Origin of the sequence: Geobacter sp. AOG2 (genome assembly GCF_019972295.1) — a bacterium.
Classification (GTDB): Bacteria; Desulfobacterota; Desulfuromonadia; order Geobacterales; family Pseudopelobacteraceae; genus Oryzomonas.
In genome coordinates, this window is sequence record NZ_BLJA01000001.1 from 2,102,337 (window position 1) to 2,125,996 (window position 23,660).

Below are 23,660 nucleotides of genomic sequence, written 5' to 3' on the forward strand. Positions count from 1 at the left end.
AAATAGTAAACTATCACCGTCGACAAAGTAAAGCCTTTATCACCGCCGCTCGCGCCTGGCCAAGGGGCGGCGGGAGGCGCCGTTTTTCTCGCGCCCCCTGAAGATGATCCGTATCGGCACCCCGTCGAAACCGAAGGCCTCCCTGAATCGGTTAACCAGATAGCGCTCATAGGAAAAATGGATGCTTTCCGGCTGATTGGTAAAGATGACAAAAGAGGGAGGGCGGGTGCCGACCTGGGTGGCAAAGTAGAACTTTACGCGGCGGCCGTGAGCCAGGGGGGCATGGTGGGCATCCGTGGCTTCGGAAAAAACCCGGTTCAGGTCCGAGGTGGTCACCCGGTGTATGTACTGTCCCATGACGTCGTCCACGGTGGTCATGATCTTGCCGATGCGCTGGCCGGTCTTGGCCGATACGAAGACGATCGGCGCGTATGCCAGGTACTTGAAGCCGGTCCTGACCTTATCCACATAGACGCCCAGGGTGCTGTTGTCCTTCTCCAGGGTATCCCATTTGTTCACCACGAAGACGCACCCCCTGCCGGCTTCATGCACATAACCGGCGATGCGCTCATCCTGTTCCGTCACCCCTTCCTCCGCGTCGAGGACAACCAGGACCACGTCGGCCCGCTCGATGCTGCGCAGGGAGTCCACCACGCTGTATTTCTCCAACTTCTCGGTGGTTTTGCCCTTGCGCCGGATACCGGCGGTATCGATCAGCAGGTAGGACTTCTTGTTGCAGGTAAAGAGGGTGTCCACCGAATCGCGGGTCGTACCGGCGGTGGGGTTGGCCACCATCCGCTCGAAGCCGAGCAGGCGGTTGACCAGGGAGGATTTACCCACGTTGGGGCGCCCCACCACGGCGATCCGGGTGATCTCGTCGTCGGCCACGCTGGTATCCGCCGGGGGAAACACCTCCAGCAGTTCCTCCATGAGGTCGATGACGCCGCGATTATGCTCGGCCGAAATGGTATGGAGACGCTCCACGCCGAGAGAATAGAACTCGGCCGACTCGTTCTCGATCTTTTCGCCGTCCACCTTGTTGACCACGTAGAAGACCGGCTTCGTCACACGGCGCAACATCTCCGCCACTTCCATATCGGCCGGGGTCAGGCCGCTCCGGGCGTCCATCAGGAAGATGATGACGTCGGCCTCCTCCATTGCCAGGCGGGACTGTTCCCGCATCTGCTGCAACAGGCGGTCCTCGGTCACCGGCTCGAAGCCGCCGGTGTCGATCAGGATGAACGGCTTTTCAAAACGGTTGATGGTGGCGTAGTTGCGGTCGCGGGTCACGCCGGGCATATCGTCCACAATGGCGCGGCGATGCCCCAACAGACGGTTGAACAGGGTGGATTTGCCCACATTGGGACGGCCGACGATGGCTACAATAGGTTTCATTCGTATCCCAACTCTCTCAGAACGGCCGTCCGCTCCGTCCAGCGCTCCTGCACCTTGACGAACAATTCCAGATACACCCTGGTGCCCAGAAGGCGTTCGATATCGCCCCGGGCCGTCTGGCCGATTTTTTTGAGCATGGCGCCCTTTTTACCGATGACGATCCCCTTCTGCCCTTCCCGCTCCACCAGGATGGTGGCGCTGATGGCGACCACGCCGTTCTCCCGCTCCTTGAAGGAATCCACCATAACTGCCGTGGCATAGGGTACTTCTTCGCCGGTCAGGCGAAAAACCTTTTCCCGCACCAGCTCGGCGCAGATGACCTTTTCCGGCTGATCGGTGAGTATGTCGTCGGGAAAATAGGGCACCCCCTCAGGGAGCCGTTCGCGAATCACCGTCACCAGGCGCTCCACGTTACTGCCGGCCTGGGCCGAGATCGGCACCACCTCGGCAAAGGGGTGCAGGCGCGATAGAGAGGCGATCAGTTCCAGGAGCCGTTCCTTGGGCTCGACCAGGTCAACCTTGTTCAGCACCAGGAACACCGGGGCTCCGGCCTTGGTTGCCACGTCCCGTATAAAGACGTCGTCCCGCGGCGCCGTGGCGTCCACCACCAGGAGGAGCAGGTCGATACCCGAAATAGCCCCGTAGGCGGCATCCACCATGGCCCGGTTCATACGGCTTCTGGCGGCATGAATGCCGGGCGTGTCCACGAAGACGATCTGGCTCGTTTCATCGGAGAGGATACCGCGAATAATGGTGCGGGTCGTCTGCGGCTTATCCGAAACCGCCACGATCTTCTCACCGAGGATACGGTTCAACAGCGTGGATTTGCCCACGTTCGGGCGGCCGACAATGGAGACAAACCCTGATTTAAATTCTTTGTTTTTCATATAATTGGATCACACTCTTTCATGTATCACTTTTTGGTCCAGGCATCCCGGAGGGTCACGATCCGGTTGAATATCGGCGTTCCCGGTTTCGAATCCACGGGGTCCAGACGGAAATATCCCTGGCGTTCGAACTGGAAACGGGTTTCCGGGTCGGCATCGGCCAGGCTTTTCTCCAGTTTGACGGCCCCAAGGACCTCAACGGAGAGCGGATTGAGAAACTGCTTGTAGTCGGCCCCGCCCCGGTCGGGATTGGGGTCGCTGAAGAGGCGGTCGAAGAGGCGCACCTCGGCATCCACGGCATGGGCCTGGGAAACCCAGTGGATGGTGCCCTTGATCTTCCTGCCGTCGGGCGCCGAACCGCCCCGCGACGCGGGATCGTACTCGCAGTGCACCTCGGTTACGGCGCCGGTTTCGTCCTTGACCACGCCGGTGCAGCGCACGATGTAGGCGTAACGGAGGCGCACCTCGCTGCCGGGGGTCATGCGGAAGAACCCTTTGGGCGGCTCCTCCATGAAGTCGTCCTGTTCGATGAACAGTTCGCGGGAAAAGGTCACCCGATGGCTCCCCATCTCCGGTTTCTGGGGATGGTTCGCGGCCTCGAACTCCTCGGTCCGGCCTTCGGGGTAGTTATCGACCACGACCTTGAGCGGCCTGAGCACCGCCATGGCGCGGGGGGCGCGCTCGTTCAGGTCGGCGCGGACGCATTCCTCCAGAATGGACATATCGATCCAGGAATCGCTGCGCCCCACCCCGATGAGTTCGCAGAAGGCCCGGACCGCCTCGGGCGTGTAACCGCGCCGCCGGATGCCCATGAGGGTCGGCATGCGCGGGTCGTCCCAGCCGCCGACGATCCCCAGGTTGACCAGTTCATGGAGCTTGCGCTTGCTCATCACCGCGTAGGTCAGGTTGAGTCGCGCAAACTCGTACTGCCGCGGCCGGTTCGGTACCGGCAGGTTGTCCAGGAACCATTCGTACAGCGGCTTATGCGCCTCGAACTCCAGGGTGCAGATGGAATGGGTGATACCCTCGATGGCATCCGACTGGCCATGGGCGAAATCGTACATGGGATAGACGCACCAGGCATCGCCCACATGAGGATGCGTGGCGTGAATGATGCGGTACAACACCGGGTCGCGCAGGTTGATGTTGGGAGAGGCCATGTCGATCTTCGCCCTGAGCACCTTGGCCCCGTCGGGAAACTCCCCGGAGCGCATGCGCCGGAACAGGTCGAGGTTCTCGTCGACGGTACGGGTGCGCCAGGGGCTTTCCTTGCCCGGTTCGGTCAGGGTGCCGCGGTAGGCGCGGATCTCATCGGCGGAAAGGTCCTCCACGTAGGCTTTGCCCTGCTGTATCAGGTACTGTGCCCATTCATAGAGCTGCTCGAAATATTCCGAGGCGTAATAGAGGTTGTCGCCCCAGTCGAAGCCGAGCCAGCGGACGCTCTCCTTGATGGACTCGATATACTCCGTCTCTTCCTTGACCGGGTTGGTGTCGTCGAAACGCAGGTGGCAGCGGCCGCCGAAATCCCGGGCCAGCCCGAAGTTGATGCAGATGGACTTGGCATGGCCGATATGCAGGTAGCCGTTCGGCTCCGGCGGGAACCGGGTGACTATGGACGCGTGCTTGCCGTTTTTCAGGTCGTCGTCGATGATGGTGCGCAGGAAATTGTTGGATACCGGTGTTGGTGTCGATTCGGTGGACATGCTTGCCTCTTTAAAATAAGTTCATCTGCCACAGAGCCACAGAGGCACGGAGAAATTCAAAGGCGCTTCATAGGGATGAACAGATATTAACGGGATAACATCTCAAAAACCAACTATTCCGAGTAACCCCGTTCCTCCCTACCTTTTTGTTTTTCTCCGTGTTTCTGTGGCTCTGGGGCAGAATTATGGTTACGGGTTTTGTTGCAATTGCCCCAGCAGCGAGTTCTGGTAGGCCGCCACGATGCGCACCGGAACAAAACTCCCGATCAGACCGGGATCGCCGGGGAAATTCACGATCCTGCCGCTTTCCGCCTTGCCGGACACCTGGCCGGGACGTTTCCCCTCCCCCTCCACCAAAACCTCCTGGATGGTGCCGAGATACGACTTGTTGATCTCGAGGGTGATGCGCCTTTGCAGAGCCAGCAGGCGTTCCAGACGTTCCACCTTTTGCTCGCGGGAAAGCTCTTCGGGCAGTTCCGCGGCCTTGGTGCCGGGGCGCGGCGAATACACGAACAAAAACAGGTCGGCGTAGCGGACCTCTTCCATCAGGGTCAGCGTCTGCTCGAAATCGTCCTCGCTCTCGCCGGGGAAGCCGACGATCATGTCGCCGGTGATGGCGATGCCGGGCCGGGCCGCCTTGAGGGCGCGGATCCTGTCCAGATACGCCGCCCGGGAATAGCCGCGGTTCATGCGGGAGAGCACCGCGTCGCTGCCGGTCTGCGCCGGCAGGTGGATCTGGCCGCACAGCTTGGGTACGTCAGCAAAACAAGCTATCAGTTCATCGGACATATCCTTGGGATGGGAGGTGGTAAAACGGATACGGCGAATCCCCTCCACCCCGGCAACCTGTCTGATCAACTGGGCGAAACCCGGCTCATCGGCGCTTTTAAGGCCATAGGAATTGACGTTCTGCCCCAGCAGCACGACCTCCTGGACGCCCTCGGCGGCAAGCTGCCCGACCTCATCGAGGATATCGGCCGAGCGCCGGCTGATCTCGCGGCCCCGCACATAGGGCACGATGCAGTAGGAACAAAAATTGTCGCACCCCTGCATGACGGTAACGAAGCGGCTCAGACGGCTGGCTCCCCTGACCGGGGGAAACAGGTCGAGACGCTGGTCGTTATCGATGAAGGCGGTCTCGCACCGCCGTTCGCCGCTTTCCGCCCCACGCACCATATCGGGGAGCAGGTGCAGGTTATGGGTGCCGAAGACCAGATCCAGAAAGGGAAACTTTTGCAGCAGATGGTCCCCTTCCTGCTGGGCCACACAACCCCCTACCCCCAAAATGAGGTCCTTCCTTGCCTTTTTCAGGCTACGGAAATGGATGAGGCGCTTGTAGACCTTCTCCTCCGCCCCACCCCGGACACTGCAGGTATTGAGCAGGATCATGTCCGCATCGGTCGGCGTGGCGGTCGGCATATAGCCCAAATCTGCCAGCATGGTGACAATCCGCTCGGAATCATTCACATTCATCTGGCAGCCGAAGGTTTCGATAAAGAGATGTTTCTTGTTCATGGTAAAGTGATTGTTTATACGCAATTAGCACCTGTAAAGTCAATTGAATTGGGAAATTGCCGTTGTTCGACGCATCGGGCCGGACCGCCAAAAAACTTCGTATTTACTCTATACTAACCCCTTTGAAGATGTATGGCCAGATACCTGCGACCGTTTGCCGCCCATCCGCTTAATGAAATTTTGTTTGAGTTTTGACGCATCTTCGCTACTATTGGACGCAAATTCAGCATTCCGCAAGGGAGGCAGAACATGGCAAAGGTCTTGATCCCCTTGGCCGACGGCTTCGAAGAACTGGAAGCGATTACGGTCATCGACGTCCTCCGCAGGGCGGGAATCGAGGTAATCACAGCCGGCCTGCATCCGGGCCCCGTACCCAGCGCCCGCAAGGTCGCCGTCATTCCCGACACGACCATCGACACCGCCAGGGCCGATGATTTCGACATGATCATCCTTCCCGGCGGCCAGCCGGGCAGCGACAACCTTAACGCCGACATCCGCATCGACAAGCTTCTCAAGGATTTTTCCGCAGCCGACAAACTTATCGGCGCCATTTGCGCGGCACCCACCGTGCTTGCCGCCGCCGGCCTGCTGACCGGCAGACAGGCGACCTCCTACCCCAGCTACCGGGAAAAACTGGGAGGGGCATACTACCTGGACAAAACGGTGGTGGAGGATGGAAAAATCATCACCAGCCAGGGGCCGGGCACGGCAATCCCCTTTGCGCTGGCCGTCGTTGCCCGGCTGGCCGGCAACCACACGGCGGAAGACGTCGCCAGGGCCATGCTCGTCGCTACTGCCGGAAATGACGGGCTATGGGATCAGCGCCTGTTCAACAGCATTGTCCAGGCGCTGGTGGGGGCACTGGAACTGAAAGACAGCTATACCCAGGGGCATGCAAAACGCGTTACCGAATATTCACTCGGCATCGGCTCCAAACTTAATTTTTCGGAGGCCAAGCTGCGCGACCTCTACCTTGGGGCGATTCTCCACGATATCGGCAAGATCGGCACCGAGGAGGAGGTGCTCAACAAACCGGAACGCCTCAACCTGCGCGAGGAAACCCTCGTCCGTGAGCATCCTCTTAAGGGCACGCTCTTTATCGTGGGGGTCGAAAGCCTGGACAACATCGTCCCCACCATCCTGCACCACCACGAACGTTGGGACGGAAACGGCTATCCCGCCCGTCTCAAGGGTGAGCAGATCCCCCTCCACGCCCGCATTGTGTGTATTGCCGACGCCTTCGACGCCATGCTCTCCGTCCGTTCCTACCGGCCTGCCCAGGATAGAGAGGCAGCCATTCGTGAGCTGCACAATAAAAAAGGGACGCAATTCGATCCATTTCTCGTGGACGTCTTTGTCGAGTTCCTCAATGAATCACCCTTTGAAATCAGAGATTTCAGTTACTATTTTTAGACCGATGGTTGAGGTAGCGCCGGACCAGAAACGCAAGGCTGAAAAAGAGCAGATTGAGCAGCACGATCATCGCGCTGGTGGGCAGATTGGTGATAAACGACAGGAAAATACCGGCCACCACCGAGCAGCCCCCCTGAAGGGCGGCCAAGACGACACAGGCCTTGAAACTGCGGGCGAGTTGCAGGGCCGATACCGCCGGCAGGATCAGAAGCGATGAGATCAGCATGATCCCCACCAGCTTCATCGCCAGGACGACCGACAAGGCCGTCAGCAGCACCAGGACGGCATTGATGGTTGCGGTGCGGATGCCGGAGACACGGGCCAGTTCCTCATCGAAGGTAATGGCGAGCAGGTCGTTGAAATAAAGCGACAACAGCAGCAGCACCACGCAGAACAGCGCCGCGGCGATGCCGACCTCCTGCGTGGTTATGGACAGGATATTGCCGAACAGGTAGCTCAGCAGATCGACATTGTACCCCCCCCCCACGCTTGCCAGGATGATACCCGCCGAAATCCCCAGCGCCGACACGATGCCGATGGCGCTGTCGCCGCTCAGACGCGCCTTTTCCGTCAGCTTGAGGATTCCCAGCGACGAAAGCATCACGACCGGCAGCGACACCAGCAATGACGAGGCCGAATAAAGTTTGAGCGACAGGGCTATGGCCGTACCGCCGAAGGTGACGTGCGCCAGGCCGTCCCCGATCAGGGAAAGCCGCCGCAGCACGAGGAACACGCCCAGCACCGAGCAGAGCACGGCGATCAACGTCCCCGCCAGGAGCGCCCGCTGGATAAAACCGTATGAGAGGATTTCAATCACATTCATGTTATTAGGAGCCTGTTGAAAAACTCAGGTTGTTCAAAAATAGTCAGATCGTCGCACCCACAGTATAATCGCCTCCGGCGATTATCGGTGACGAAGCGTAGCGGAGTTCATCCCGCAGGGACAGAACCGGAACGGTTCTGCTAAATGCACTGAGGAGGCAGGCCCTCTCTCTATCTCTCCCCCACAGGGGGAGAGCATGCCGTGTCCTCTCCCTCCGGGAGAGGGATTGGGTGAGGGTTTGCAGCGCTACGCCGCACGAAAGGGCTTTCGAGGACGAAGGCCCGATGGCTGTTTTTCAACAACCTTTTAGTGGCGGTGACACATCAAGTGCTGGGAATGTTCCCCGAACAGGGCCGCCATATCCGTGGAACGGCAAAATTCCTCGAAGTTGCCGTAGAACAGCATGCGCTTGTCCAGATACAGCATCTTCGAGGCGAATTTCCCTATGGCGCCGGTATCGTGGGTCACCAGCAACACGGTAACGCGCCGGGAACGGTTTATATCTCCGATCAGGGCATAGAAACGTTCACGCATCTCGGGATCAAGGGCGGCGGTCGGTTCGTCCAGGATCAGGAGTTCGGGGTCGTTGACCAGGGCGCGGGCCAAGAGAACGCGCTGCTGCTGACCGCCGGACAACTCACCTATCAGTTTCGATTTTATCGGGTAAATATCCAATTGTTCCAGGACCCTGTCCACCTTTTCCCTGTCGGCGCGCGTCAACCGGCGGGGAAAGCGTTTCAACGACAGAAGGCCCAGGCCGACCGTTTCCGCCACCGTAGCCGGAAATATGGGGTTGAGCAGGTGCAGGCTCTGGGGGAGATAGCCGATCCTGGACCAGGAACTGAAGCGGCTGCAGGGTATCCCGAACAGGGAGGCGGTGCCGTCGCTGATGCCGCACAGCCCCATCAGGGCGCGCACCAGCGTGCTCTTGCCGGAGCCGTTGGGGCCGACGATCCCGACGTAATCGCCCGCTTCGACCGATATGGAGATATCCTCCAGTACCCGGCCGGTCCGGTAACTGCAACAGAGCCGTTCGGTCCTGACTATTTCGTCCGGCATGACGCCTCCCGAGGCGGATTGCTGCACGCACCGCATACGCCGTTGACCTGAAGGATATGGGACGTCACGCGCCCGCCCGACCGTTGAACCGCTTCAACCGCCCCCTCGCCGAGCACGCACTGCCCCAGGTCCTCGACCCTCCGGCAGGACTCGCAGACAAAGTGATGGTGATGCTCCTGATTGGTGCAAAGAAAGTAGTACTGCTTACGATCGGCCAGGAAGATACGGGTAATGACGCCCGCTTCGGCCAACTCGTCGAGGATGCGGTACACCGTGGGAAGTCCGATACTGGCGACCCTGACCTTGATACGCTGCCAGACCTCATCGGCGGAGAGATAGAGCGGCTCGCCTCCCAGACAGCTCATAACCTCCAGCCGTTTGGGCGTAACCTTCAATTTCAGTCGCTTGAGAATTGTTCGACCCTGCTCTTTGTCCACAAAGGGCACCCGCAATCAAATGAAAATTATTTTTATTTGTACACGTTCTTTTCCTGCAAGTCAAGGCGGGGGCGAATACGATGAAGGATTGACTGAATTCAAGGTAAACAGACACACATGCTAGTTATGACATGGGCAGGACAATTTGATCGCCAATTACCCGAAATATTTTTGACATTCATTTTGTAATAGGTTGTTATCAATATTATTCTAGGATATATTATATCCAATTAATATTATCCCCATACGATAAAACGGCAATCGTTATCAGTCGTTATTCATGGAGATCATCCAGGTGCATAAATTTTTCGGGACAAAAGAGCGTTGGCAGGTCTTCAAGATCGTCGGCATCTATGCAACCTTCAGCCTGCTCTGGATATATCTGTCAGATTCAGCCCTTGAACTGTTTGTTAAAGACACAGCCACTATTGCCCGTATCTCCATCTTCAAGGGTTTTTTATTTGTTCTCGTCACCGCGACGCTCCTGTCCCACCTCATTGCCCGTTACGTCGTCAGCACACTCGAAGCAAAACACGAGGGGCAGACGAGCGAGGAACGGTTCCGGAGCATTTTTAACAACATGTACGATGCGGTATTCATCAATGATGTCGAAACAAGCGGATTCATCGACGCCAACCAGACCGCCTGCCGCATGTTTGGCTATACCCATGACGAACTCATCACGATGACCGTCAATGATATAAGTAGCGGCATTTCCCCCTACTCGTCGAAAGAGGCGCTGGAATGGCTTCGACAGGCTCTTGAGGGCCATCCCCAAGTGTTTGATTGGACCTGCAAAAGAAAGGACGGGAGCTGTTTTCCGGCAGAGGTCACCTTGTGCAGAACGACCCATGACGACAAAGACACCGTCCTCGCCATGGTCCGGGACATATCCGAACGCAAGCGGACCGAGGAAAGGCTCCGCCTCTCCGAGGAAAAATTTTCCACCGCATTCCGCATCTCACCGGATTCGATCAATATCAATCGCCTGGAAGACGGCGTCTACGTGGAGGTAAACGAAGGCTTCTGTGCTATTACCGGCTATCAGCCTGAAGAGGTTGTCGGCAGGTCATCCCTCGAACTGGACATCTGGGTCAACCCCGAGGACCGGGCCCGCCTGGTGCGCGAAATCAAGGCTCACGGGATCGCATCGAATCACGAGGCCGAATTCAGAAAAAAGGATGGAACGATTATTGTCGGACTGATGTCGGCGCGCCTCATCGATATCGAAGGGGTGCCCTGCATCCTTAACATTGCCAGGGACATTACGGAGCGCAAGCACGCGGAAGAATTACTGCGGGAAAGCGAAAAGACCCTAAAACTCCTTATAGAGGCAATGCCCGTCGGGGTCGGCCTGACGGACGGCCAGGGGGTTATCGAATATCTGAACAGCAGCTTCGTGGACCGCTTCGGCTATACCATCGACGACATCCCCACGGTCGATGAATGGTACCTGAGAGCCTATCCCGACCCGGTCTACCGTGAGCAAACCACTTCCACATGGACGAAAGATCTGGCAAAAGCCCTGGAGGATGGTACGCCGGTCCCCCCTCGCGACGTAAAGATTACCTGCAAAAACGGCGCGGTGCGACGTGTCATCGTCAACACACAGATGGCCAGAAACCGTATCCTGGCCATCTTCACCGACATCACCGAGCGCGAGTTCACCCAGAACGAACTCCTGAAGGTTCAGAAACTCGAGTCCCTGGGACTTCTGGCCGGGGGGATCGCGCATGATTTCAACAACATCCTCACGAGCATCCTGGGAAACATCTCCTTTGCCCAGATGTTCCTCGATTACACGCACAAGGCCCGCATTCCCCTGGAACAGGCGGAAAAAGCGTCGCAACGGGCCGCCGAACTTGCCGGGCAGTTGCTGACCTTCGCCAAAGGCGGCAACCCGGTCAAGAGGCCGGTGGCGATACGGCAGCTGGTGGAAGAGTCCGTCTCGCTCGTGCTGCGGGGGACAAAGGTGGTCGCCGCCGTCGACATACCCGGCAATCTGCACACCATCGAGGCGGATGCGGGCCAGATCAATCAGGCCTTCAACAACATTGTCATCAACGCGGTGCAGGCCATGCCGGGCGGCGGCACGTTGAGGGTCAAGGCCGAAAACGCCCTTCTGGGCGACACGAATGCCTTGGGACTGGCACCGGGCGCCTATATCAAGGTGGTTTTCTCGGATGAAGGGTGCGGCATCTCAGACGAAGAGCAAAAGCAGATATTCGATCCGTATTTCACCACAAAATCGGGCGGTACGGGATTGGGGCTTTCCTCGGTCTATTCGATCGTAACCAAGCACGGCGGCCATATTTCCGTCAACTCCAGCCCCGGCCAAGGGGCCGCCTTCACCATCCATCTCCCCTCAATGGGCGAGATGCCGATAGGGACGGACCAGGAGCGCAACACCGTGGCAACCGACATTTCGGCCGGCGGCTCCGTGCTGGTCATGGACGACGACGGGATGATCCTCGATCTTGCCGCGAAGATGCTCAATCTCCTGGGATACGAGGTAACGACCTGCGCCGGCGGCGAAGAAGCCGTTTCACATTACAAAGCCGCCTTCGAGACGGGCAAACCGTTTGACAGCGTCATCATGGACCTGACCGTGCCGGGCGGCATGGGGGGCAAGGAGGCGGCCCAGCGGATCCTTGAGCTCGATCCCCAGGCGCGCCTGATCGTCTCCAGCGGGTACTCCAACGACCCGATCATGGCCCATTATGAAGAGTACGGTTTCTGTGGCGCAGTGATCAAACCATACAGGATCAAGGAACTTCTGGAGGTGTTGAGGAGGGTGCGAAGTGAACCGACTTCACAGGACATCCAGTAAAACAGGACTCGGAGGAATAACGGAATACTGTAGATTGAACTGTAATAGACCATTTACTTCCCATATTATTTATATTTTTACACTCTCAATCATGACGATCCTTGTTTTCGGAAATTCTCTAAAAAACAAATTTGTCTATGATGACAATATATTATTAGTTGGAAATCCTACATATAAATATTTTGATACCTGGAAGCTACTCTTCACACCGTTTAATCCGGCAAATGGTGTTGAGTACCTTCCCGTACGTGACGTATCATATGCTATCGACTATTTTGTGTGGGGAGAAAATCCAGTTGGTTTTCATTTATCAAATATTATTATTTATATTTTTACAGGAATTATTTGTTATTTCTTCAGTTTCAAGCTTTTAAGTATTTTAAAAAATGACTCTCTCCAGAACGAATCATTAAATGAGACCTGTTTCGTTTCATTTATTATTACTCTATTTTTTATTATTCATCCTATTCACAGCCAGGTAGTAAGCTTTATCATTCAACGTAACGCGCTACTATCGGCTTTTTTCTTTTTTTTAACTCTTTATGTTTATCTCCTGTTTGAACAGTCAGAGAATATAAAGATGAAAATAATTTTCTATTGTCTAGCACTTCTCTTCTGCTTACTTGCTCTTTTTTCTAAAGCCACCTCTGTTACACTGCCCATTCTTCTGCTGATCATTACTACCTTCAATAAAAACAACAAAACATGGTCAGCAAGAATGCTCCAACTTGCACCGTTCTTTCTGATGGGGCTTATGGCATTTCGATTAATTAGCTCTGTTGCACGACATACCAATGTTATAAAATCAAATCTCATTGAATTCGGCGCATACAGCCTGACGACAAAATTGGCAACTGCCATTCAAATACCTTGTTTTTATATATACAAACTCTTTGTTCCGTTCAATCTTGCACCTGAGTATGATATTGCGTTTGCCAAGAACTTTCTCAGCTTTGCGGTAGTTGGCGCTCTAGGCGCTACAGTCTTTGCATTCTGGTATGCATGGAAGAACCGGGAGAAGTCTCCCTACCTGCTCTTCTGCCTCTGCTGGTTATTCATAACACTTGCCCCGGTACTCAACCTCATGCCGACTCAACCGGTGGTCGCCGATAGATATGCCTACCTCCCTTCGTATGCCTTCTGTTTTGCCCTCTCAATCCTGCTGTATCGAACGGCAAAGCTTCGGCACGAAATCTGGTTGAAAGCTGTGTGTCTCTTTTATCTGGCTACACTTTCAGGTGTGGCATTTTATGAAAACACCATCTGGAAAGATGAAAAAACCCTTTTTACCACCATGATACAAAGAGCGCCTCATATCTCAAAAGGATATGCAAACCTTGGATATGTGTACTTCAATGAAAAACAATATGACAAGGCGTTTGGTCTACTTCAGCGGGCGTACCAACTTGACCCTACCAAACCGGACTATGAACTCAAGCGAGGCATGATTGCCTTTCGGAAGAATAATCTTGAGGAAGCAATCGGTTACTACAAAAAAGCCTTGGCAATCAATGAACAGAGCATGGCGGCCAATTATTTTATGGGGATTTCATATTCAAGACTGGGCGATTACAAATCAGCACTGAGCGCACTACAGAACGTATTGGATTCAACCGACGCAGACACTAACTCATTCAAATACAAGACCATGCTTAACATGAATTTATACATATATCCGAAACTGAAACCAGAGCTTGACGTATTGCGGGCATCGACATTACAGAACCCGGATGATTTGGGTATACGTCGAAAATTGGCTGATACCCTGCTACAATACGGAATGTTGGATGAAGCGTTGGGGCAATACCAGGAGGTCGAAAAACGGAATAATACCGATTGGCAGGCACTGTTTTCCATGGCAAAAATCTACCGTCACAAAAAGGATTGGCAGACGGCAATGAATTACGTTAAGCAAGCTCTATCTCTCAAACCTCAGGAAGAGGTTTTGTTAAGCGAAATGGGAATCCTGCATATGGCAATTCATAATACTAGTGAGGCCATTATGTGGTTTGGTCGAATTTCGCCGAAGAAGCACGAATTGTATGCGCTCTCCCGCTATTATACGGCGGTATGCTACTTCCAACGAGGCAATAGAGAAAAGGCAGAATACTATTTTGGCCTTGTTGACCAAAATTACCCGGAGATGAAATTAAAAACAGCGCCTTATACAAAAAAGCTTGCAGCACTTTAATACGTTGAAAATTATCCCCTTTTATTTTCTACAATATCAAGAAAAAAGGCTTCCAAATCTTTACGTTTTGTTTCGACCAGCGTAACCTCGACTGAATTGCCCCCGACCAACGACATGAATTCATTGAACCCCGTGACGGGAACAAAGTACTCCACAAAGGTCGTATTCCTGCGCATGACGTCGAAACCCCCCAGGGTGTCGTGATTTCCCCGGTCCGACCGGGTTTGCACGACATAGCCTTCGATCCCCTTCCGCACGATATTCTCGACGCTGTCCAAGGCCTCCAGCCGCCCCTTGACGATAACCCCTACCCTGTCGCAGACCTTCTCCACGTCGTCGGTGATGTGCGTGCTGAAGAAAACACTCTTGCCCCGTTTTTTCAGGTCGATGATGATCTCCTTCACCAATGCCCTGCCGATGGGGTCGAGCCCGCTCATGGGCTCATCCAGGATATACAGGTCGGGGTCGTGGATCAGGGTCTGGGCCAGGCCTACCCGTTGCACCATCCCCTTGCTGTAACCGCGCATGGGGCGCTTGCGGGCGTCCCACAGTTCAAGCTGCTTCAATGCCTCGTCCGTCCGGCGGCTCAGGAGGGCCTCCGGCATCTTGAACGTCTTGCCCACAAAACGAAGGTATTCCTCGGCGGAAAGGTAATCGTAAAAGGCGGGATTTTCCGGCAGGAAGCCGATCCTGGTGCGCGAGGCGACACTGCCGATAGGCTCGCCCATGATGGTTGCCGTGCCCGCGGTCGGCCGGATCAGCCCCATGAGACACTTGATGGTCGTACTCTTGCCGGCGCCGTTGGGGCCGAGGAAACCGAAGATTTCACCTTGGGCGATGGAGAGCGAGAGCCCTTTGAGCGCTTCGACACGCTGTCCGCGCTTGCCTTTGAATGTTTTTGTGAGTCCTTGTATATCAAGGGAACTGAACGCTGTCACTTCGATTTCCCTCCGAATGCAAATTTACTGGTGGTTGCCACTTTGCCGTCCGCCTGAAGGTAGAACTGCCCGCCATAGGGATCGACCGGTGGAGGGGAGAGAAAACCGCCCTGAACCAGTTGTTCGACCGCTGTCGGCAACACTCCCTTAACCTCTTTGAACTTGTCCCGCGCCAATTCGATCCGACGAACCTCTTGAAAAGCGCTAAGCCGGGTCTGGTAAGTCTGTTTCAATGCCTGATTCTTCTCATTGTTTTCCATGGCGGTCAGATAGGCAATGGCGAGGTCGGTCTGACCGGACTCCTGCATGTAGCGGCCGGCCAGGAGCTTAGACAGGTCGGAACCGGACAGTTCTCCTGCACGCCGATAATACTTGGCGGCAGCTGCATAGTCTTTCAAAAAGTAGGCGCTGTTGAATCCCGCGAAAAAAGGAAGATACCAGTCCCACGTGCGGTATTTCATACCGTAGTCCAGAAGATTGTTGGCGAGTTTGTACTGTTTCACATCCCATGTGAGGAAGGACTGGGCGAAATAGTAGGCGTCCATGTTGTAGGGATCCAGTTGTACCGCACCGTGGAGAAGCCGCGACATCCCAGGATAATCCGGTGGAGCAACAATAACCTTGGCCTGAAGTTTTTCGACTTTCTCCCCGAAGTACATGATGGCCTTCATAACCAGCGAGGCGGCGACGAGTTCCTTATGATCGGCGCTAAGATAACGGAGCAGTGTGACGCTCGGCACATATCCTAGCTTCTCCTCCACCGGCTTTTGTTTCATATAGGCGCTGAAAGGTCCGAGCACGGCCCCATAACATGCCAGCATCAGCAGTAAGACAACTGAAGGACGGAGCACCTTGTTCATTTTATCTCTCTCCGGCCAAAAAGGATGGCGCCGGCCGCCAAGAGGATTGACGTATAGACGATAAAGTAGAGTACCGTCATCAGCAAACCGTTCGAGTTGATCGGAAGGGCATAGATTGCGTTGACCTTGAAATCAAATGCACTCAGATTCGGCAGTAGGTAATACAAAAATAATGCTGATTTTTTGACAAACAATGTGACCGCATTCTCTGCGGAAGGTGTGTGTAGATAATCATAGACCTGTTGCGTGATTGAACCGGCCAGATATGTGCACACCGTCCCGAAGACTGGAAGAAAAAATGAGGTACTCACTGTTGCCAAGAGCATGGCAACTCCGACCAACAGAATGTATTTTAGCGCACTAAAAACAACAGCGGCAATAATCGCGCTCCAGAGAATCGGTCGGGTTGGAGGACTGAAAACCGAGGTAACCTTGATTGCCAGCATCGCCATACACCCCAGGGTCAAGGCGGTCAGCAGCATGAATAGGGCAATACCGCAAAATCGGCCTACAAGATATAGGGTTCGGCTCATCGGCAGACTAAGAACACTGAAGGTATAACGTCGTTCAATATCTTTCCAAATTGAGGTCGCCCCCAGGAAGACAGACAACAGCAGCAGAATGAAAGAAATCAGTGACAACGAGAGAGTTATGGAGAGCTCCGCTACCTGGCGCATGGAGAGGGAAGCGGCCGATGGTATGAAGAAGAAGAGTACAGCTAAAGCCATTATGCCCTGAAAGATACGGTCGCGAAAGATACCTTTGAGAGTAATGCCGGTAATTGTCGTCATTCTGTCCAAGCTCCTCTGTTTCAGCATGACTATTTTTGTTGGATTATTGTTTTGGTTTCAGTAGAGATTCCAATAATTTTTCGGCGTTGCGTTTTAGAGGGTCGTTGTGTTCCAATTGTTCAACCGAAACTCTTATTGCCTTAATGGCTTTATCCCGTTCCCCTATTGAAAGATACGCGAGCCCGAGTCTGTAGCTGGTGTTTGCAGATTTATTAATTTTATATAGGTTCTCATAAGCGTCAATCTTATTCTGTGCATATTCACGTTTTTTTTGGGCATCCAGTTCCTCATTTTCACGCGTGTTATAGAAATTAATTTCTGATTCATATAATGACGCCGATTTCCCCTTTGTTTTAGCTTCTACTTCACGATAAACTTTTTCTGCTTCATTAAATTTTTTTTTGAGTATTAACAGTGATGCATATGTCAGATCGTATCGTTCGTCATATTTCAGACTGTATAGTTTTTTGGCGATAAAATATTGTTTCTCAGCTTCTTCGTACTGTTTTTTATCAACAAGAGCAGAGATATAAAGCCCTCGAACATTTTTAAATTCGGGAGATTTTTCAACTGCATCTTTAAAAGTAGCTTCATTACTTTGCCAAATAAAATTTCTTTGCAGAGTGATTGCAGCAAAAAAAGGTAAAATAATCAATGCGGTAATCAATATGCCGCGTCGCCAAAAATCATTGGCCATTGAGTTAATTAAGCCGAGACCGCCAAGAATCCAAAAAGCCGATGGCATATAATCGTATCGTTCCGCATACCCTGTCCATGCTATGGTTCCAAAGGAAAGCGGGAATACAGGGGCAAGCATAAAAAACCCTGCAATGATCAAGGCTGATTCAATACGCCGAAGAGAAATAAGATATATACAACCGAAAAAACAGACCACTCCAAACAATTCATAGAGCGGATCAACTTCGCGAATTGCAATGTTAAGCGGCAGGGGAATTAGAAACTTTTTGACATAAAATCCGGCCGCTCCCATAAACAACTCAATGGTATAGTTCATATCAGCGGTCATGACTTTAACTGTATCCGGTATCTTTGAAATATCGGAAACAAATGCGGCTTTTCTCAATCCTTGGTAAACAACAACCAGCAAAACACACGATGCGGCAACTATCAATAGCGATCGCATCCTGGTCGAAATGTTCTGAACTTTTTCCGTATTACGAAGAAGGACCAGACTGTGTACCCAGTAAGCAACACCAATAACGATGATGAGGTAAAAATTATCCAGGAATAAAGCGGACAACAGAGCTGCTGCCACATAGCAAAAGAATAGGGTCAAGCCTTGCAATCTACCATTGTTTGGAACACTTTCACCGCCTTTCTGTATGGTTTGGGGCAACGAAAGGAGAATACATACTGACCCCGGGATGAATCCAAGAGCGGTTTCTTTCGCCAATATTCCAAGCAGCGTAATAATGTATGCGCCAACAAGTAGTCGTCTATCACCGTTATCACGATATAGTATGAGCATGAACAGAGAGGTGAGAATAAACATGCACGCCATAGCATCCGTTCTTCCTGAAATCCAGTTCACAGATTCTGTATTGATTGGATGCAGGGCAAACAGGACCGCTGCCAGAAAGGGCAACATCATCGTATTAGCGCTTTTTCCTTGATATAATTTAACGCCGATCAGAAACACAAGAACGGTATTGAACAGGTGCATCATAATATTTTCAAAATGCATCATCCTTGCGTCCAGAAACCACCAAAACCGGTCAACAATATAGCTAAGACCTATAAACGGACGATAGTAACCTCCCTGCTTAACCCCCGGAAAGAAAATTGATTTCAGATTGAACGTCTCAATATTCAATAAACCTGAAATGGCGTCTTGGTCATCAAGAAGGCTTATCTCGGCAGATATTGTCGGGTAATAGATTACAAGGACAATGAAGCAAAGAAGACAAATTTGATAAGGTCTGCCTATTCTCAACTTATTGATATGGTAACTGAAATTATTATTCATATTGGATGGTTAACTCAAAGCTCGTCTGAATGGATTATCTGACATATCGCAATGACATGCTCACAAACTTTCAATGTGCCGCTCCCACATGTACCGAAAAGCCTTATGCATACTCTCTGCAAAGCCGAACCCGTCACAGATTGCCGACACCATCATTTTTTGCCGTAGCGTACCGCGCAGTTCCGCAAGATGGGCATAATCGCTCGCAAGAGCACATGTAAGGGAAACATATTCTTCGGATGTCGAAGCCACGCATTCGTCAAGCCCAACATTCATAAGGTGCGTCAATGAATGTCGTGATGAAAACAACTCCCCAGGCAACGTTACGACCGGCACCCCCATCCAGAGTGACTCAAGGGTCGTCAGCCCGCCGCTGTATGGTAGCGTGTCCAGTTGGATATCAACCGCCCAATACCGTTTGAACATTTCAACATGTGGTGAGGCACCTTCCATAACAAGCCTGTCGCTTGTTATGCCGCGATCCTGGAAGAACATCTGGATTTTTTTCGAGATAATCGGGTCGATCAAGGAAGGGTTCTTCATAAGCAAATGCGATCCATCCACCCTATTTAATATCTCAGCCCACAATTCAAGCGCATCGTCGGAGATCTTGGCCATCTTATTGAATGAGCAGAATGTAACATAGCCATTGGACAGGGCCGGCAAAGGAGAAACATCCGGTGCAAAGTCGGGAGGGCAGTAGGAAATGTAATCACCGGGCAGCCGGATTATTTTTTCCGTGGCAAAGTCATCAGCCCCGTCGGGCGATTGATAATGGTCGGATATCAGGTAGTCGATTGACGAAAGACCGGTGGTGCCTATATATCCGGCCCATGTAGCCTGGATCGGAGCCGGTTTTCTGGCGAACACCAGCAGACGATTGTTGTTTGAGTGTCCAGCCAGATCGATAAGTATATCTATTTCATCATCACGTATCCTTTGTGCAAGATCCTCGTCCGACATGCCATAGACCCAACGCCATTGGGCTATAGAGTCGCGCAGGATTTCCGTTATCTCATCCTCGATGGTGGCGTCGGAATAGCAGATAATCTCAAATTCTTCCTGATTGTGCAGCATGAACAACGATTGAACAAAATATCCGACTGGATGACGATAGAGATCGGGGGAGACAAATCCTATGCGAAGCGGAGATTTATTTCCGTAGGTCCGCTGACGGGCTTCGCCCTTATAGAGCGGAACAGCATGAGACTCATCCCACTTTTGACTCTCAATGAACAGGTCGCGCGCCTTGACATGAGAGAGAAAATGCATCGCATACAAAACATTGGAGTGAGCCTGAACATAATCGGGCCGGATTTCAACCGCTTTCCGAAATGCTTCAAGTGCCGCCTCCGGGCGAGAAAGGTTAAGACTGGCCGTTCCAATATTGTTGTATGCCTCGGGAAGATCAGGCCTTAATAGAAGTGCTTTACTGCAAGAAAGCAATGCTTCGTTGTTCCGCCCGAGATGGATAAAAACGGTCGAAAGATTCAAGTGGGCATCCACAAAATCGGGGTCAAGAAGAATTGCTTTTTTAAACAACCGGCGGGCCTCATTTAATGCCCCCAACTTATAGTACACAAGCCCGAGATTATATGACGCCTCAACATAGTTAGGCTTTATCTCCAGAGCTTTTTCATAACACTCTATAGCTTTGTCGAAACTGCCGCTATCCGAATGGAGATTGCCCCAATCATTGAAATCGATATGATCACCTTGCAACTGGTCCATATTTGTCGAGTTAACGGTCGGGTTTTCAGTCCTGTCGCTCCTTATCTGGCTTTCGCACCATTTTACCCACATTCCGCGAAAGGCCTGTTGCAGATTTTCCGTGAACCCAAGACCATCGCATACCGGCGATTCCATCATTCTTTGCCGCAGTGTACGCCGCAGTTCAGCCAGATATTCAAGATTGTTCGCCAGAGTGCAGGCGATGGAAATATACTCTTTTCGCGTTGAGGCGACACACTCATTAAGTCCGGCATTCATCAGATGCGTCAGCGAATGACGCGAAGAGAATAATTCCCCCGGCAAGGTAACGACAGGAACCCCCATCCAGAGTGATTCAAGGGTCGTCAGTCCGCCACTGTAGGGGCGCGTATCCAACTGGATATCAACGAGAGAGTATCGAGCCAACATCTCAGGGTGCGGACTTTTCCCTTCAGCGATGATCCTGTCTTCAGATATTCCGTGTGAGGCAAAAAGATCGAGATAGCGCTGGATGGTTCCTTGATCGCTGAACGAAGGGTTCTTGATAAAAAGTCGGGCACCTGGAACGCGCTTGAGGACTTCACACCACAAGACAACGGCATCTTCCGACACCTTGGAGAGATTGTTGAAACAACCGAACGTCACATAGCCGTTGGAAAGAGCCGGTAGTGGCGCAACATCGGGAGAATAGTCGGGGGGGCAATAGCATATATAGTCATCCGGCATGCGAACAATCTGTTCAACCGAGTATTGTTCCGCGTCCTCAGGGGACTGGAACCTGTCGGAAACAAGATAATCGATTGCGGAAAGCCCCGTGGTCCCTACATAGCCGGCCCAGGTTACCTGGATAGGCGTGGGCTTCATCATGAACATGCAGAGACGATTCTTGTCGGTATGGCCGGTAAGATCAATCAGGATATCGATGCCATCCCGCTGTATCATCTCGGAAAGCCTGAGATCGGTTACGCCGAATATCCGTCTCCAGCTATCCGCCGAATCCTTGAGCAACCCGGTAAGATCATCCTCAGCCTCGACGTCGGAGTAGCAGATAATCTCGTATTCTTCCCGATCATGGAGCATGAGAAATGCCTGTACAAAATATCCAACCGGGTGGCGACGGAAATCGGGCGAGACCAAGCCAATGCGCAGTCGCCGGTCCGGGTCCGGAAAGACATCCCATGAGGTTAATGCCTGGGTCCCGTTTTTCGCCAAGGCTATCGACTCATAGGCGATACTTTCCCTGTATATCATCTCCCGGGTTGTCCCGGTTTTGTAATTCAGCCAAAACAGTTGTCCTGATAGAGTGTTATATGAATCCGGCTTTATGCCTAACACCCTGTCGAGTAGTGGACAGGCTTCCTCGTGGCGTCCCTGGTCCAGAAATATTTTTGCCAAATGGGCAAGTGGATAGATATAATCCGGCTTCAGATCGAGTGCTTTTTGAAAATGCTGGATTGCGGTTTCAAAACGAAGAAAAGTCTTTTCGAGCAAACCCCGATGATAATGGACACTCCAATTCTTCGGATCGCGATCCAGAGCTTTATCAAGATACTTTTCCGCTTCGTCATACTGCTTGAGTTCAAGGCAAAGAGAGCCAATTTCCCCCAACACCTCGCTCGATTCGGTATCCAGCGCAAGCGCTTCCCTATAGGCGTTCACCGCGGCCTGTTTGCAGCCAATATCCTTTAAAATTATTCCCAAACTGATATAGGCATCCCCATAATCCGGCTTGCAAAAAACAGCTCGCTCAAGATATTCAATCCCTTCCTCACTCTTTGCTTGATGGTGCAAAACCACCCCGACCGCGCGCAACGCGCGGGGATTGTCGGGAGATGCCTGTAGTATCCGATCATAGCGTGCGCGCGCCTCATCATATTGTCCCTGTTGAAACAAAAGACCCGCGTCATTGAAACACGCATCAATATCTGTGGAAGAGGCGGTAGATTGGATTTGGTTAGACATGGAACGATACCCGCAGGATGGAGTGGAGTCACTATGCAATAATAAAAAAAAAGCCTGACAAAATGCCAAGCTTTTTTTCCGCTAAAGACAAAAATGTAAATTACAGCGTCGTATAACCTGATCCGGTAAAAGATGTGGTTGCATCAGAAATAGTTGTCGGGTCGCTGCCCACGGTCTTTGCGGTCCAGTAAAGCTTGGGGTCCACGTTGTTGGTGCATATGGATCTGTCACCACTGGTATGGCCCGAACAAGCGGCATAGTTGACAGTCGTTGCAGTAACACTGATCTTCACCTTGTTGGAGGGAGAAAAGGTGCCGCCGCCAATTGTTGTTGCGTCGGAGATGGTGGCTCCGAAAGCGCCGGAGTAGGACATGGTGATTGCTGCAACCAGGCTGAGTATAAAGATGTGTTTTTTACACATTATAAATTACTCCTTTCTTTAAAGAACAAGTTTAAAGATATAAATATCAGATTACATTGTCGGGTACTGTTGTTGATCAGCGAAAGCCGACTCCATCTGAGTCTTGAAGTTTCGGATGTCGCTGGTTGCAGCCGAGTTGAAGCCCTTGATGCGATAAGCGGAGAACTGCGGGATGGCAACGGCGGCCAGGATACCGATGATCGCAACAACGATCAGCAGCTCGATCAGGGTAAAGCCTTTTCTGCTACGAAGTTTGTTAAGCATGTTTTTCTCCTTTCGTTGTGTGTGCTTTCATGGAAGCATTAAGCTTCATAAATCGTTATGTGTCAAAATAGATGCAAACAGCGGACCACAAACGCAACCTTAGTTAACATACTAATATATTAGCCTTTTAAGACCAAGCCATACACAACGCATTGGCGACAGACCATTTATAGGCACTCTGGCTGACAAATATTGTCACGAATCAAAAAGTTTGATACCCATGATTATCCGCATATGATGACTCCATATTAGCCTTGAAGTTTCTGAGGTCTGCTAGTGCCGCCGCATTGAATCCTCTTCTCACATGGTATTGGTAATTTGGCACCATTACAGCCACCAAAATACCGATTATTGCAACGACCACCAATAATTCTATCAGGGTAAAACCTTTGATGCTCAACCGTTTCATTTTCATGTGGCATCCCCTGGGTAATAAACTGATAACTATTACACACCTGAGAAACCAAGCACATA

Annotated in this window: 18 protein-coding genes; 3 read left to right on the forward strand and 15 right to left on the reverse strand. The window is 52.4% G+C overall.

Annotated elements, in window-relative coordinates; genetic code table 11:
- Window positions 1-39: 39 nt before the first annotated feature.
- The 4 genes from der to miaB all read right to left on the reverse strand — a co-directional run bounded on the left by der (window position 40) and on the right by miaB (window position 5,500).
- Window positions 40-1,395 (reverse strand): ribosome biogenesis GTPase Der, encoded by a 1,356-nt coding sequence (gene der, locus LDN12_RS09490; RefSeq protein WP_223922433.1) that lies wholly within the window; start codon window positions 1,393-1,395, stop codon window positions 40-42.
- Window positions 1,392-2,282 carry a GTPase Era gene (gene era, locus LDN12_RS09495; protein WP_223922434.1) on the reverse strand — a complete coding sequence of 297 codons (891 nt, stop codon included), beginning with the start codon at window positions 2,280-2,282 and terminating at the stop codon, window positions 1,392-1,394. Before era ends, der begins: the two co-directional genes overlap by 4 nt.
- 26 nt (window positions 2,283-2,308) lie before the next feature.
- Complete coding sequence (locus tag LDN12_RS09500; protein ID WP_223922435.1) at window positions 2,309-3,985, reverse strand: glutamine--tRNA ligase/YqeY domain fusion protein; 1,677 nt, start codon at window positions 3,983-3,985, stop codon at window positions 2,309-2,311.
- A 189-nt stretch (window positions 3,986-4,174) separates the two neighbouring features.
- Entirely contained in the window at window positions 4,175-5,500 is a 1,326-nt protein-coding gene (gene miaB, locus LDN12_RS09505; protein WP_223922436.1) for a tRNA (N6-isopentenyl adenosine(37)-C2)-methylthiotransferase MiaB, read from the reverse strand.
- A 249-nt stretch (window positions 5,501-5,749) separates the two neighbouring features.
- Between miaB and LDN12_RS09510 the strand changes: the two genes are divergently transcribed.
- Window positions 5,750-6,913, forward strand: a complete 1,164-nt coding sequence (locus LDN12_RS09510) for a DJ-1 family glyoxalase III (RefSeq protein WP_223922437.1) — start codon at window positions 5,750-5,752, stop codon at window positions 6,911-6,913.
- On the opposite strand, the gene LDN12_RS09515 is transcribed toward LDN12_RS09510, so the two are convergent.
- From LDN12_RS09515 to LDN12_RS09525, 3 genes are all read right to left on the reverse strand, one after another.
- The gene (locus LDN12_RS09515; RefSeq protein ID WP_223922438.1) at window positions 6,897-7,736 is read right to left on the reverse strand and encodes a metal ABC transporter permease; all 840 of its coding nucleotides are present in this window, start codon (window positions 7,734-7,736) and stop codon (window positions 6,897-6,899) included. The two genes, LDN12_RS09510 and LDN12_RS09515, sit on opposite strands and share 17 nt — an antisense overlap.
- Window positions 7,737-8,042: 306 nt before the next feature.
- Window positions 8,043-8,795: a metal ABC transporter ATP-binding protein gene (locus LDN12_RS09520; protein ID WP_223922439.1), complete on the reverse strand. Its 753-nt coding sequence runs from the start codon at window positions 8,793-8,795 to the stop codon at window positions 8,043-8,045.
- Window positions 8,780-9,232 (reverse strand): Fur family transcriptional regulator, encoded by a 453-nt coding sequence (locus LDN12_RS09525; protein ID WP_223922440.1) that lies wholly within the window; start codon window positions 9,230-9,232, stop codon window positions 8,780-8,782. Before LDN12_RS09525 ends, LDN12_RS09520 begins: the two co-directional genes overlap by 16 nt.
- A 295-nt stretch (window positions 9,233-9,527) precedes the next feature.
- Between LDN12_RS09525 and LDN12_RS09530 the strand changes: the two genes are divergently transcribed.
- Both LDN12_RS09530 and LDN12_RS09535 read left to right on the forward strand, forming a co-directional pair.
- Window positions 9,528-12,062: a PAS domain S-box protein gene (locus LDN12_RS09530; protein ID WP_223922441.1), complete on the forward strand. Its 2,535-nt coding sequence runs from the start codon at window positions 9,528-9,530 to the stop codon at window positions 12,060-12,062.
- Window positions 12,034-14,253, forward strand: coding sequence for a tetratricopeptide repeat protein (locus LDN12_RS09535; protein WP_223922442.1), 2,220 nt, complete (start codon window positions 12,034-12,036; stop codon window positions 14,251-14,253). The genes LDN12_RS09530 and LDN12_RS09535 overlap by 29 nt, the downstream gene beginning before the upstream one ends.
- 11 nt (window positions 14,254-14,264) lie before the next feature.
- Here the strand turns inward: LDN12_RS09535 and LDN12_RS09540 are convergent, their stop codons facing one another.
- The 8 genes from LDN12_RS09540 to LDN12_RS09575 form a co-directional block, all read right to left on the reverse strand.
- Window positions 14,265-15,191, reverse strand: coding sequence for an ABC transporter ATP-binding protein (locus tag LDN12_RS09540; protein WP_223922443.1), 927 nt, complete (start codon window positions 15,189-15,191; stop codon window positions 14,265-14,267).
- Window positions 15,188-16,051, reverse strand: a complete 864-nt coding sequence (locus tag LDN12_RS09545; RefSeq protein WP_223922444.1) for a hypothetical protein — start codon at window positions 16,049-16,051, stop codon at window positions 15,188-15,190. Before LDN12_RS09545 ends, LDN12_RS09540 begins: the two co-directional genes overlap by 4 nt.
- A complete protein-coding gene (locus LDN12_RS09550) occupies window positions 16,048-16,842 on the reverse strand; it encodes an ABC transporter permease (protein ID WP_223922445.1) in 795 nt (264 codons plus the stop codon). Before LDN12_RS09550 ends, LDN12_RS09545 begins: the two co-directional genes overlap by 4 nt.
- Before the next feature lie 43 nt (window positions 16,843-16,885).
- A complete protein-coding gene (locus LDN12_RS09555) occupies window positions 16,886-18,829 on the reverse strand; it encodes a hypothetical protein (RefSeq protein WP_223922446.1) in 1,944 nt (647 codons plus the stop codon).
- 60 nt (window positions 18,830-18,889) lie between these two features.
- Window positions 18,890-22,501 carry a tetratricopeptide repeat protein gene (locus tag LDN12_RS09560; RefSeq protein ID WP_223922447.1) on the reverse strand — a complete coding sequence of 1,204 codons (3,612 nt, stop codon included), beginning with the start codon at window positions 22,499-22,501 and terminating at the stop codon, window positions 18,890-18,892.
- A 100-nt stretch (window positions 22,502-22,601) separates the two neighbouring features.
- Complete coding sequence (locus LDN12_RS09565; RefSeq protein WP_223922448.1) at window positions 22,602-22,922, reverse strand: hypothetical protein; 321 nt, start codon at window positions 22,920-22,922, stop codon at window positions 22,602-22,604.
- 51 nt (window positions 22,923-22,973) lie between these two features.
- Complete coding sequence (locus LDN12_RS17875; protein WP_274382205.1) at window positions 22,974-23,186, reverse strand: type IV pilin protein; 213 nt, start codon at window positions 23,184-23,186, stop codon at window positions 22,974-22,976.
- A gap of 202 nt (window positions 23,187-23,388) precedes the next feature.
- Window positions 23,389-23,601: a type IV pilin protein gene (locus LDN12_RS09575; RefSeq protein ID WP_223922449.1), complete on the reverse strand. Its 213-nt coding sequence runs from the start codon at window positions 23,599-23,601 to the stop codon at window positions 23,389-23,391.
- Window positions 23,602-23,660: the final 59 nt, after the last annotated feature.

What these genes read in the sequence shown, in the direction of transcription:
- LDN12_RS09510 (WP_223922437.1), top strand. Translation starts at nt 5,750, where the DNA reads ATGGCAAAGGTCTTGATCCCCTTGGCCGACGGCTTCGAAGAACTGGAA.
- LDN12_RS09500 (WP_223922435.1), bottom strand. Translation starts at nt 3,985, where the DNA reads ATGTCCACCGAATCGACACCAACACCGGTATCCAACAATTTCCTGCGC.
- der (WP_223922433.1), bottom strand. Translation starts at nt 1,395, where the DNA reads ATGAAACCTATTGTAGCCATCGTCGGCCGTCCCAATGTGGGCAAATCC.
- LDN12_RS09560 (WP_223922447.1), bottom strand. Translation starts at nt 22,501, where the DNA reads ATGTCTAACCAAATCCAATCTACCGCCTCTTCCACAGATATTGATGCG.
- era (WP_223922434.1), bottom strand. Translation starts at nt 2,282, where the DNA reads ATGAAAAACAAAGAATTTAAATCAGGGTTTGTCTCCATTGTCGGCCGC.
- miaB (WP_223922436.1), bottom strand. Translation starts at nt 5,500, where the DNA reads ATGAACAAGAAACATCTCTTTATCGAAACCTTCGGCTGCCAGATGAAT.
- LDN12_RS09515 (WP_223922438.1), bottom strand. Translation starts at nt 7,736, where the DNA reads ATGAATGTGATTGAAATCCTCTCATACGGTTTTATCCAGCGGGCGCTC.
- LDN12_RS09550 (WP_223922445.1), bottom strand. Translation starts at nt 16,842, where the DNA reads ATGACGACAATTACCGGCATTACTCTCAAAGGTATCTTTCGCGACCGT.
- LDN12_RS09555 (WP_223922446.1), bottom strand. Translation starts at nt 18,829, where the DNA reads ATGAATAATAATTTCAGTTACCATATCAATAAGTTGAGAATAGGCAGA.
- LDN12_RS17875 (WP_274382205.1), bottom strand. Translation starts at nt 23,186, where the DNA reads ATGCTTAACAAACTTCGTAGCAGAAAAGGCTTTACCCTGATCGAGCTG.
- LDN12_RS09575 (WP_223922449.1), bottom strand. Translation starts at nt 23,601, where the DNA reads ATGAAAATGAAACGGTTGAGCATCAAAGGTTTTACCCTGATAGAATTA.
- LDN12_RS09565 (WP_223922448.1), bottom strand. Translation starts at nt 22,922, where the DNA reads ATGTGTAAAAAACACATCTTTATACTCAGCCTGGTTGCAGCAATCACC.
- LDN12_RS09545 (WP_223922444.1), bottom strand. Translation starts at nt 16,051, where the DNA reads ATGAACAAGGTGCTCCGTCCTTCAGTTGTCTTACTGCTGATGCTGGCA.
- LDN12_RS09520 (WP_223922439.1), bottom strand. Translation starts at nt 8,795, where the DNA reads ATGCCGGACGAAATAGTCAGGACCGAACGGCTCTGTTGCAGTTACCGG.